This window comes from Azospirillum oleiclasticum (genome assembly GCF_013423485.1).
GTDB lineage: Bacteria > Pseudomonadota > Alphaproteobacteria > Azospirillales > Azospirillaceae > Azospirillum > Azospirillum oleiclasticum.
The window spans coordinates 66,115-77,373 of the sequence record NZ_JABFFR010000011.1 but is presented as its reverse complement, the minus strand read 5'-3'; the positions used below and the strand labels follow the sequence as shown (position 1 = coordinate 77,373).

Below are 11,259 nucleotides of genomic sequence, written 5' to 3'. Positions count from 1 at the left end.
ATGTCCGTCGCCCGCCATCCCCGCCCGAAGGAGCTGGAGAACGCCAGCCTGCAGGAGATCATGGACCGTTACGTCGGGCGCTTCCGCGACAAGACCCCCGACTGGGCCGCCTTCGAGGATGCCAGGATCGAAGGCTACAAGCGTGCCCAGCACCGCTTCATCGGGGCCGGCGGGTCCGGCAAGCACGGCGACACCAGTGTGATCCCGGCGCGCGGCTTCACCCTGTCCATCATGTTCGTGCCGCCCGGCCAGGGCAACGCCGCCCACACCCACGAGGTGGAGGAGGTGTTCTTCGTGCTCCAGGGCTTCCTGACCGTCTTCATCGAGGACGAGCAGGGCAACCGGCTGACCAGCCGGCTCGGCCAGTGGGAGACCATCTCCTGCCCGCCGGGCGTCATCCATGGCTACGTCAACGACAGCTTGGAGCCGGTGTACTTCCAGGTCATGCTGGGCCGCGCGAAGCCGGAGACCATGGGCTACGCCGACGCGTCGCTGTACGAGCGCCGCGACGCGCACCTGACGCCGTCGTCCTGATCCCGCGGGGACCGCCGGGCCCGGCGCCCGGACGGTCCCAAGGCACCGGTGGAGCGCCATGAAGCCAGCACCCTTCCGCTACCACGCCCCACGCAGCGTCGCCGACGCGGTCGGGCTCCTGGCCGAGCGGCCGGGTGCGCGCCTGCTGTCCGGTGGCCAGTCGCTGATGCCGATGCTGAACCTGCGCTACGTGATGCCCGACGACGTGATCGACCTCAACCGGATCGACACGCTCGCCGGCATCGCGGAGGAGGGCGGTCGCGTGCGCATCGGCGGCATGACCCGCCAGCGCGACCTCGAACGCTCCCCCGTCGTCGCCCGCCACCTGCCGGTGATGCGCGAGGCGCTGCGCTGGGTCGGGCACATCCAGACCCGCAACCGCGGCACCATCGGCGGCAGCCTCTGCCACCTCGACCCGGCGGCGGAGCTGCCCGCCATCGCCATGCTGTACGACGCCGAGGTGTCGGCGATCTCCGTCCGCGGCGAGCGCAGCATCGCGATGGCCGAGTTTCCCGCCTTCTACATGACCCCGGCGCTGGAGCCGGACGAGGCGTTGACGGCGGTGACCTTCACGCCCTGGACCGGGCGCACCGCCTTCGGCTTCGTGGAGTTCTCGCGCCGGCACGGCGATTTCGCCGTGGTGTCCGCCGCCTGCCTGCTTGGTTACGGGCCGGACGGCCGCATCGACCGCGCGGCGCTGGTGCTGGGCGGAGTCGGTGCGGCACCGCTGCGCTTGCCCGACGCCGAGGCTCGGCTGACCGGCAGCCGCGGCACTTCGGAGGACTTCACCGAGGCCGCCGCCTTCGCCGAGAGGATCGAGGCGATGGACGACGCGCACGCCGGCGCCGATTACCGCCGGCATCTGGCCCGGGTGCTGACCGGCCGGGCGCTCGCCCAGGCCGTGGCGCGGCCGGCCGCCTGACCAGGGGACGAGGGATCAGAATGGACGACACCATCGCCGTGGCCCTGCGGGTGAACGGCCGTACGTTCCAGGGGCGTTGCGAGCCGCGCACGCATCTGGCCGACTTCCTGCGCCACGAGCTTGGGCTGACCGGCACCCATGTGGGGTGCGAGCACGGCGTCTGCGGCGCCTGCACCGTGCTGGTGGACGGCCGCGCCGTGCGCGGCTGCCTGATGCTGGCCGCCCAGGCGGACGGCGCCGAGGTGCGCACCGTGGAAGGGCTGGCGGCGGCCGACGGCACGCTGCACCCGCTCCAGGCCGCCTTCGTGGAGGCGCACGCGCTGCAATGCGGCTTCTGCACCCCCGGCATCCTGATGACGTTGGTGGAGGTGCTGAACGACACGCCCGACGCCGACGAGGCGGAGATGCGCGAGGCGCTGTCCGGCAACCTCTGCCGCTGCACCGGCTACCAGAACATCGTCAAGGCCGCCCTGACCGCCGCGAAGGCTGTGTCGGGCGTCCGCGGCGCCTGACCAGGACAAGGACCCGCCATGCCCGACGCCAAGCCCGAGGCGATGATCGGCCGTTCCGTCCGTCGCCTGGAAGACCCGGCGCTGATCCGCGGCCAGGGCCGCTTCCTGGACGACCTGTCCCTGCCCGGCCAGACGCACGCCGCCTTCCTGCGCTCACCCGTCGCGCACGGGCGCATCCGCCGCATCGACACCGAGACCGCGCGCACCCTGCCCGGCGTGCGCGCCGTGCTGACGCTGGCCGACCTGCGGCCGGTGCTGACCGCCGACCGGCTGCCGCTGCAGTTCCGCAGCGCCACCCTGCCGACCGGCATCACCCCCTTCGTCCTCAACGAGGGCGAGGTGGTGTATGTGGGCGAGACCATCGCGCTGGTGGTCGCCGACAGCCGCGCCATCGCCGAGGACGCCGCCGCCCTCATCGACCTCGACATCGAGGAGCTGGACCCCGTCGCCGACTGCCGCGATGCGCTGGACGAAGCGGGCCCTCGGGTGTACGCGGGCCGTGCCGACAACGTGTTCAGCCGCTTCCGACAGGCGTACGGCGATGCCGACGCCGGCTTCGCCGCCGCCGCGCACCGGCTGTCCCTGTCGCTGAAGCAGCACCGTGGCGGCGCGCACCCCATCGAGGGGCGCGGGGTCGTCGCCTCCTTCGACCGTTTCGCAGACCAGCTCACCGTCTGGTCCTCCACCCAGCTCGCGCACGAGGCGCGCGGTTTCCTGGTGGAGCTGCTGGGCCGCGACGAGAACGGCGTGCGCGTGGTGACGCCCGACGTGGGCGGCGGCTTCGGCGCCAAATATCTGTTCTACCCCGAGGAGATCGCGGTCGCCGCGGCCTCCCTGCTGACCGGCCTGCCCATCAAATGGGTGGAGGACCGGCGGGAGCATTTCCTGGCCGCCATCCAGGAGCGCGACCAGTATTGGGATTTCGAGGCGGCGGTGGACGCGGACGGGCGGCTGCTGGCGGTGCGCGGGCGCATGGTGAGCGACGCCGGGGCCTATGTGCCGCAGGGGATCAACCTCGCCTACAACGCGTCCACCGCCTTCCCCGGCCCGTACGTGCTGCCGGCCTACGATCTCGACGTGTTCGTGACGGCCACCAACAAGGTGCCGACCATCCCCGTGCGCGGGGCCGGCTATCCGGAGGGCACCTTCGCGATGGAACGGCTGCTCGACGCCATCGCGCGCGAGCTGGGGCTCGACCGGGCGGAGGTGCGGCGGCGCAACCTCGTGCCAGGGGAGGCGATGCCCTACCGCACACCGATGGCGTCCCGCTCCGGCTCCGCCATCCTCTACGACAGCGGCGACTTCCCGGCGATCTTCGCCCAGGCGCTGGAACGGATCGATTACGCCGGGTTCGAGGCGCGCCGCGCCGCGGCGGCAGAGGAGGGGCGGACGCTCGGCATCGGCATCGCCTGCGGCATCAAGGGCACGGGACGCGGGCCCTACGAATCCGGTCTCGTTCGCATCGGCAAGTCGGGCCGGGTGTCGGTCTACACCGGCGCCATGCCGATGGGGCAGGGGCTGAAGACGGCGCTCGCCCAGATCACCGCCGACCAGCTCGGCGTGGCGCCCGACCAGATCACCGTCATCTGCGGCGACACCGGCACCATCCCGCTGGGGCTGGGCGGCTTCGCGAGCCGGCAGACGGTCACCGCCGGCTCGTCCGTCCATCAGGCGGCGGCGGTCGTCCGCCGCAAGGTGCTGACGGTCGCCTCGGAGCTGCTGGAAGCGCCGGAAGGCGACCTGGAGCTGGTGAACGGCGAGGTGCGGGTGAAGGGCACCGACCGCGCGATCACCCTGAAGGCGGTGGCGGAGGTCGTCTCGGGCGTGCCCGGCTACGCCCTGCCCAAGGGCGCCGAGCCGGGGCTGGAGGGGCAGGACCCCTTCCTTCCCACCGGCCTCACCTACGGCATGGCCGCCCATGCGGTGGAGGCGGAGGTCGACACCGGCACCGGCAACGTCAAGCTGCTGCGCTACGTGGTCGTCAACGACTGCGGCCGGGCGATCAACCCGATGCTGGTGGAGGGGCAGATCGTCGGTGGCGTGGTGCACGGGATCGGCAACGCGCTGTTCGAGTGGATGGGCTACGACGACCGCGCCCAGCCCATCACCACCACGCTGGCCGAGTATCTGCTGCCCACCTGCACCGAGATCCCGCCGATCGAGGTCCATCTCGTCGAGTATCCCAGCCCGCTCAACCCGCTGGGCGTCAAGGGGGTTGGGGAGGCCGGCACCGTGCCGGCCGCCGCCGCCATCATCTCCGCGGTGGAGGACGCGCTGCGGGAGCCGGGCATCCGGCTGGGGGAGGTGCCGCTCTCCCCCCACCGGCTCTACCAGATCATGCGGGATTGCGGCCGATCAGCCTGAGAAACTGGCGCCACGCCAGCCACAGGCCGAGCCGGAAGCCGGAGATGGGGCTGGCTTCCGGCTGGGCCTGGGCGGGTGCGACGGCGGGCGCCGCGGCTGCCACCTGAGCGGTTTCACCCGTCACCGGTTCCGCGACAACGGCCGGTGTCTCCACGGGCGCCGGCCGTGCCGCGTCCAGCTCCTTGCGCAGGTTGCCGGCGAACTGGCCGATCAGGTGGTTGGCGAGGTCGTTGATCATGCCGGCACCGCGCCCGTACTGCGCGACCGAGCCGGACAGGGTGAGCGCGGTGTCGATCTCGACGGCCGTGCCGGCGCCGGCCGGCACCATCCGGAAGGTCACGTCGGCGGTTGCCCCGCCGCGCCCCTTCTGGTCACGCCCTTCCGCCCGCACAGTGGCGCTGCGGTTCGCCTCGTCCTTGGAGGTGATGCGCGCCTGCCCGCGGAAGCTCATCACCACCGGCCCCAAACGCACCTGCACCTCCCCGGTGTAGGCGTCGTCGCCGTCTACGGAGATGAGCCTGGCGCCCGGCATGCAGGGCGCGATCCGCGGGATGTCCAGCAGGACGGCCCAGGCCTGATCCGGCGGAAGCGGCACCTCGAAACGGTTGTGGATGTTCATAACCCTCTGGTCCCCGATCGCTCAGAAGCGGATGTTGACGTTCTTCACCTGCGTGCAGGCGTACAGCTCCTCGATGCTCTCCTCGCGGCCCATGCCGGACTGCTTGTAGCCACCGAAGGGCACGCCGACGAAATGAGGGCCGGCGTGGTTCACCCAGACATAGCCGGCCTGGACGCGCGCCGCGGCGCGGTGGGCGGTGTCGAGGTCGCGGGTGAAGATGGCGGCGCTGAGGCCGTAGTCGGTGGCGTTCACCTGCCGGTACAGCTCCTCCTCGTCGCGCCAGCGGAACACCGACAGCACGGGGCCGAAGATTTCCTCGCGCGCGATGCGCATCCCCATGGTCACGTCGGCGAAGACGGTCGGCTCGACGAAGAAACCACCCTCCAGCCCCGGCGCCGTGATGGGGCCGCCGCCGGTGACGAGGCGCGCACCCTCCTCCCGGCCGTAGCCGATGTAGCGCAGCACCTTGTCGTACTGGGCGCGGCTGATCAGCGGGCCCATGGTGGTGGCGGGGTCGGCGGGATCGCCCGGCCGGTAGTGGGCGCAGCCGGCGACGATCCGCTCCAGCACGGCGTCGTGGTGGCTGTCGTGCAGGAAGACGCGGCTGGTCGAGCCGCAGGACTGGCCCGACCAGGTCAGGTTCATGCCGGCGACCGCACCCGCCGCCAGCTTGTCCAGGTCGGCGTCGGGGAAGGCGATCAGCGCGTTCTTGCCGCCCATCTCCAGCCCGACGCTCTTCACCGTGTCGGCGGCGGCGCGCAGGATCGCCTTGCCGGTCGGAACGCTGCCGATCAGCGCGACGCGGGCGATGCCGGGATGGGTGGACAGCGCCTCCCCGCAGGCACGGCCGCCGGTCAGCACGTTGTAGACGCCGGGCGGCAGCAGGTCGCGGTCGCGGATCAGCTCGGCCAGCCGCAGGGCGGACAGGGGTGCCTGCTCCGCCGGCTTGACGATCAGCGTGTTGCCGGCGGCGAGCGGGGCCGCGCAGCGCATCGTCGCGAACATGATCGGGTGGTTGTAGGCGATGACGCGGGCGACCACGCCCAGCGGCTCCCGCAGCGTGTAGTTCAGGAAGCCGGGGCCGACCGGGATCGTCTCGCCCTTCACCTCAGTCACCAGCCCGGCGAAGAACTCCAGCCCGCGTGCCCCCATCTCCACGTCGCGCAGCATCTCGGCGACCGGGTTGCCGCAGTCGATGGCGTCGATCAGCGCGAACTCCTCCGCATGCTCGCGCAGCGCCGCGGCCAACGCCCGCAGCCGGTCGGCGCGCTCCAGCGGCTTCAGGTCGCGCCATACGGGAAAGGCCGCGGCGGCGGCGGCCACGGCCGCCTCGACGTCGGCCGCCGCGGCCTCCTCCACTTCGCCCAGCCCAGCGCCGGTGGCGGGGTTGAGCAAGGCCATGCGGCCGCCGCCGGCGGCGGAATGGAAGGCGCCGCCGTAGAACAGCCGGCGCTCGGCCGGCAGCACATCCGCCGGCGCGCGGGCGCGCCCGGATACCTGGGTCCCGGATACCTGGGTCATGGTCTTTTTTCCTTCGTGTCTCCAACCCCGCCACCGCGGCGTTGCCAAAGCCGGGCGGTAAAGCTAACTAACAAGTTAGTACAGATCATCAAGGACGGGAAGTGCCATGGACGGCCGGTGGGGGAGCGATCTGGTGGCGGAGGCCATCGAGCGGCTGGGATTCCGATTCGCCGCGTACAATCCCGGTGCAAGCTGGCGCGGGCTGCACGACAGCCTGGTCAACCATCTCGGCGGGCGGGTCGAGCTGGTGCTGTCGCTGCACGAGGAGCACGCGGTGGCTCTGGCGCACGGCTGGACCAAGGTGACGGGAGAACCCGCGCTGGCGTTGGTGCACAGCAACGTCGGGCTGCTGCACGCGTCGATGGCCATCTACAACGCCTGGGTCGACCGGGCACCGGTGGTGGTGATGGGTGCCACCGGCGCCATGGACGCCGCCAGCCGCCGCCCCTGGATCGAGTGGATCCACACGGTGCAGGATCAGGCGCAGATCGTGCGTCCCTTCACCAAGTGGGACGACCAGCCGGCATCGGCCGCGGCGGCGGTCGAGTCACTGGCGCACGGGGTGGCGCTGGCCCGGCTGGCGCCGAAGGGCCCCGTGTATGTATGCCTGGAGGTGTCCGACCAGGAGACCCCGATCCCGTCGGACCTGACGCTCGACCGTACGTTGCCAGTCGCGACCCCCGCGCTGCCACAGGCGCCGGAGCCGGATGTCGTGACCCTCGCCGCCGCGCTGGAGCGTGCCCAACGTCCGCTCCTGCTGGTCGGACGTACGGGACGCGACAAGGCGGGCTGGGCGGCCCGCGTGGCTCTGGCCGAACGGACGGGGGCGCGGGTCCTGACCGACATCCGCACCGCCGCGGCTTTTCCCACCGACCACCCCGCCCACCTCGGCGCCCCCGGTTTCGGCTTCGACGCGGCACAGACGGCGGCACTCCAGGCCGCGGACCTGATCCTGGCGCTGGACTGGATCGATCCGGCGACGGCGCTGGGGATCGCGGCACGGCGCACGGGGGCGGCCCCCGACGCGCGCATCGTGTCACTCGACCATCTCGCGCACCGTGGCTGGGTCAAGGACGGCTTCGCCCTGCCGCCCTACGGCCGCTGGATCGCCGGCACGCCGGAGGACGTGGTGGGGCGGCTGCTCGATCGGCTGCCGCAGGGGACACGTACGCCCTGGACGGTCGAAGCCACCAACCCGGCCGCTTCCGACGAGGCGTACAGCCTCGGCACTCCGGCGGCCTATGCTGCCGTCGCCGCCGCCATCGAGGCGCTGCGCCGCGACACCCCGGTGGCGTTGACCCGGCTGCCGCTCGGCTGGCCGTCCGGGGCCTTGCACTTCCGCCATCCGCTCGACCATCTCGGCCGCGACGGGGGGGAGGGGCTGGCGTCCGGTCCCGGCATGGCGGTGGGGGCGGCGCTGGCGTTGAAGGGGAGCGGCCGGCTGCCGGTCGCGCTGATTGGTGACGGCGACCTGCTGATGGGGCTGTCAGCGCTGTGGACCGCGGCCAGCCACCGGCTGCCGTTGCTGGTTCTGGTGGCCGCCAACGGCGTCTACGGCAACGACGTGGTGCACCAGGAACGCGTCGCCCGCGACCGCGGCCGGCCGGTGGAGAACAAGTGGGTGGGCCAGACCTTCACCGACCCGGCACCGGACTTCACCAAACTGGCGGCAGGGCAGGGTGCTCTGTTCACGGCGAAGGCAGATGCGTTCGATGCCGGTCTTCCCGGCATCCTGCGGCAGGCGGCGGACGCGGCGCTCGCCGGGCCGGGGCTGGCGCTGGTGGAAATCGCGGTGCCCGCGGCGTGAACGGCGGGGGCGGCCCGTTCGCGGGGCCGCCCCCGGATCAACTCCGGATCAGACCGGGCAGCCAGGTCGCCAGTTCCGGGACCAGGATGATCAGGGCCAGCAGAGACATCTCGATGATCACGAACGGATAGATGGAGCGGTAGATCATCGCCGTCGTGGTGTCCGGCGGCGCCACGCTCTTCATCGCGAACAGCACCATCCCGAAGGGTGGCGTCATGCCGCTGATCTCGATGGCGAACAGCACGAGGATGCCGAACCAGATCAGGTCGAAGCCCAGCGCCGTCGCCATCGGCATGAAGAACGGGATGGTCAGCAGGATCATGCTGAGCGAGTCCATGAACATGCCCAGCAGCAGCAGGATCGCCAGCATCCCCAGCAGCACCACCATGGGATCCGGGTTGGTCGCCGACACCAGCGCCACCAGTTCCCGCGTGGCCCCGGAAAAGGCCAGGATCTGCGAGAAGGTGGAGGATCCGGCGATGATGAACAGCATCATCGCACTGATGACGGCCGACTGCTTCAGCGACTTCACCAGCATGCCGACGCTGAAGGCCCGGTAGATGACGGTGAACAGCACGGCACCGGCCGCACCCAGCGCCGCGGATTCGGTCGGCGTGGCGATGCCGCCGAGGATGCTGCCGACCACCACCACGAACAGCGAGAGCAGTGGCACGACATAGACAAGGAAGGGCCGCACCCGCTCCGCGAAGGGCATGTCGGCCACCTCGTAGGGCGGGGCCAGCGACGGGTTGAGCACGCAACGCACGAACACGAAGCTGGCGTGCGCCGCCCCGATCATCAGGCCGGGAATGATGCCGCCCAGCAGGATGTAGCTGATCGGGATCTGCGACACGGTGCCGAGCAGCACCGCCATGTTGGACGGCGGGATCAGCATGGCAACGCCGCCCACCGCCATGATCGGCCCCATCGACACGCTGGGGTGATAGCCGCGCCGCCGCATCTCCGGCAGCAGCGTGCTGCCCAGAAGCGCCGTGTTGGCCATGCTCGACCCCGACAGGGCGGAGAACAGCACGCCGCCGCCGACCGCGGCCAGGCTGAGGCGTCCGGGCAGGCGCTTGAACAGCCGCTCCACCGCGTCGATGGCCTTCAGCGCCACGCCGGAGTGGAACAGCACCTCGCCCATCAGGATGAACATGAGCAGCGGGGCCAGCGTGAAGCTGGCGACCGAATCCACGGTGTTGCGGCCGACCTGCACCAGCCCGTTCCCGCCGCCCAGAAAGATCCAGGCGCCCACGATGTTCGCCCCGAAGAAGGCGAAGGCGACCGGAAGGCCGAGCAGCATCAGGGACAGCGTGCCCCCGACCAGCAGGGCCAGCACCCAATACCATTCCATGCTGTCCGTCCCCTCAGAAAAGGTCCGACCGGCTCATGCCGGCGGTGCGCCGCTCGGTCCAGCGGCGGGCGAGTTGGCGGGCGCATTCCACCGATAGGAGCGCGAACATCAGCGCCACCGCGGCGAAGGGCAGCCATTCCGGGATGAGGACGTAGCGGAAGATCACGGAGTCATCGACCCAGGACCGCCGCGCCGCCTCCCCCGCCGCGATGGCGAGCACCAGGCTGAACAGCAGGCACAGCGCCGCGCCCGCGACCCGCATGGACCTCTGCAGACCTGCCGGCACCAGGGAGATGAGCAGGTCGACCTCGACATGCCGGTTTCCGCGCAGGACGTAGGCCGCCATCAGCGCGGTGATGAAGAGCATCCCGTACTCGACGAGATCGAAGACCCAGGGCAGCCCGCCACCGGCGGCCGTCCTGAGGATGATGTCGGCGCACACGCCGACGGTGAGCAGGACGGTCAGCACCGCCGCCACGACGCCGCAGGCGTCCAGGACCCCGTCCCAGACGCGCCAGAAGGCCCGCATGTGGATATCCCTCCGCAGACATCCGGGCGGCGACGCCCCCGCTGGAGCGTGCCGGCCGGAGGGCGATGACGATGGCTTACTTGCCGATGAGGAGCGGCTTCAGCTTGGTGGCGAAGGCGGGGGCGCGCTGGCCGATCTCCGTCCAGGTGCTCTCGTAGGCCATGTCGAGAAATTTCTCCCGGTCGGCGGGGGACAGGTCGATCACCGTGAAGTTCTTCTCCTTCACGGCGCGCGCGATGGCGTCTTCCTCCTCCTTGACCATGGCCTGGGTGGGCGCACCCTCCACATACAGGCCGGCTTCGTCCAGCACCGCCTTCTGGGCAGCGTTGAGCCCGTCGTAGCGCTTGGCGTTCATGAAAATGGCGATGTTGGGGGAGTAGAAGCCCGGCCCGATCCGGTACTTCACCACCTCGACCCAACCGGAGGTGAACAGCTCCGAATTGATGTTGGAATAGCCGTTGACCACGCCGCGCTCCAGCGCCGTGTAAATCTCGCCGCGGCCGACCTGGAGCGGCTGGGCGCCGAGCGATTCGAAGAAGGCCTTCACCGTGTTGGTGGTGCGCAGGCGCAGGTTCTTGAAGCCCTGGAGGTCGCGCACCTCGCGGTTGGAGAAGATGTAGAAGGGGATGTCGCCGGCGTACAGCCCGATCATGCGGGCGTTGGCCGGACCCTTCAGCATCTCGTTGACGGCTTCGAAGGTGCCGTTCTGGCGCATCTGCTGGGTGGTCACCCGCGCGGCCGATAGTCCGCCCAGACCCTGAACCAGGTTCTCGAAATAGCTGGGAGGAGCGGCGACGATGTCGACCAGGCCGTCCTTCAGCGCGCGCGGCTGCTGGTTGGCGGGCACCGCCTCCGGCCCGACGACGGCGCCGATGCGAACCTGACCCTTGCCACGCTCGTTCACGTGCTGCACGAAGGCATCGAAGGCCACGCGGAACGGCGAGCTGGCATTGTCGGTGTAGATCATCGCGCGCAGGTTCACCTCCTGCGCGGTCACGGGGGTCGTTCCGGCAAGCGCGAACAGACCGGCGGCCACCGCCGCCTTCCATGAAACGGACAGTCTCATCGAACCACCTCCTCTGTATTTTTTGTTGAAC

Annotated in this window: 10 protein-coding genes; 5 read left to right on the top strand and 5 right to left on the bottom strand. The window is 70.7% G+C overall.

What is annotated here, in order from left to right:
* From HL658_RS14210 to HL658_RS14195, 4 genes are read left to right on the top strand one after another with little or no spacing between them, the layout of a single operon-like run.
* A complete protein-coding gene (locus HL658_RS14210; RefSeq protein WP_180282752.1) occupies positions 1-534 on the top strand; it encodes a cupin domain-containing protein in 534 nt (177 codons plus the stop codon).
* A gap of 58 nt (positions 535-592) precedes the next feature.
* Positions 593-1,456 (top strand): FAD binding domain-containing protein, encoded by an 864-nt coding sequence (locus tag HL658_RS14205; protein WP_180282751.1) that lies wholly within the window; start codon positions 593-595, stop codon positions 1,454-1,456.
* A gap of 20 nt (positions 1,457-1,476) precedes the next feature.
* Positions 1,477-1,968, top strand: a complete 492-nt coding sequence (locus tag HL658_RS14200; protein WP_180282750.1) for a (2Fe-2S)-binding protein — start codon at positions 1,477-1,479, stop codon at positions 1,966-1,968.
* Between the two features lie 18 nt (positions 1,969-1,986).
* Positions 1,987-4,332 carry a xanthine dehydrogenase family protein molybdopterin-binding subunit gene (locus HL658_RS14195; RefSeq protein WP_180282749.1) on the top strand — a complete coding sequence of 782 codons (2,346 nt, stop codon included), beginning with the start codon at positions 1,987-1,989 and terminating at the stop codon, positions 4,330-4,332.
* Here HL658_RS14195 and HL658_RS14190 read toward each other — a convergent pair.
* Together HL658_RS14190 and HL658_RS14185 are read right to left on the bottom strand one after the other, a co-directional pair.
* Positions 4,304-4,951: an SRPBCC family protein gene (locus tag HL658_RS14190; RefSeq protein ID WP_180282748.1), complete on the bottom strand. Its 648-nt coding sequence runs from the start codon at positions 4,949-4,951 to the stop codon at positions 4,304-4,306. The genes HL658_RS14195 and HL658_RS14190 overlap by 29 nt on opposite strands.
* A 21-nt stretch (positions 4,952-4,972) precedes the next feature.
* On the bottom strand, positions 4,973-6,472 hold the full coding sequence (locus HL658_RS14185) for an aldehyde dehydrogenase family protein (RefSeq protein WP_180282747.1): 1,500 nt from the start codon (positions 6,470-6,472) through the stop codon (positions 4,973-4,975).
* Positions 6,473-6,578: 106 nt separating this feature from the next.
* Between HL658_RS14185 and HL658_RS14180 the strand changes: the two genes are divergently transcribed.
* Positions 6,579-8,279 (top strand): thiamine pyrophosphate-binding protein, encoded by a 1,701-nt coding sequence (locus HL658_RS14180; RefSeq protein WP_180282746.1) that lies wholly within the window; start codon positions 6,579-6,581, stop codon positions 8,277-8,279.
* Positions 8,280-8,316: 37 nt separating this feature from the next.
* On the opposite strand, the gene HL658_RS14175 is transcribed toward HL658_RS14180, so the two are convergent.
* The 3 genes from HL658_RS14175 to dctP all read right to left on the bottom strand — a co-directional run bounded on the left by HL658_RS14175 (position 8,317) and on the right by dctP (position 11,228).
* Entirely contained in the window at positions 8,317-9,633 is a 1,317-nt protein-coding gene (locus HL658_RS14175; protein ID WP_180282745.1) for a TRAP transporter large permease, read from the bottom strand.
* 13 nt (positions 9,634-9,646) lie between these two features.
* Positions 9,647-10,162 (bottom strand): TRAP transporter small permease, encoded by a 516-nt coding sequence (locus HL658_RS14170; RefSeq protein WP_180282744.1) that lies wholly within the window; start codon positions 10,160-10,162, stop codon positions 9,647-9,649.
* Positions 10,163-10,238: 76 nt separating this feature from the next.
* A complete protein-coding gene (dctP, locus tag HL658_RS14165; protein WP_180282743.1) occupies positions 10,239-11,228 on the bottom strand; it encodes a TRAP transporter substrate-binding protein DctP in 990 nt (329 codons plus the stop codon).
* Positions 11,229-11,259 lie beyond the last annotated feature (31 nt).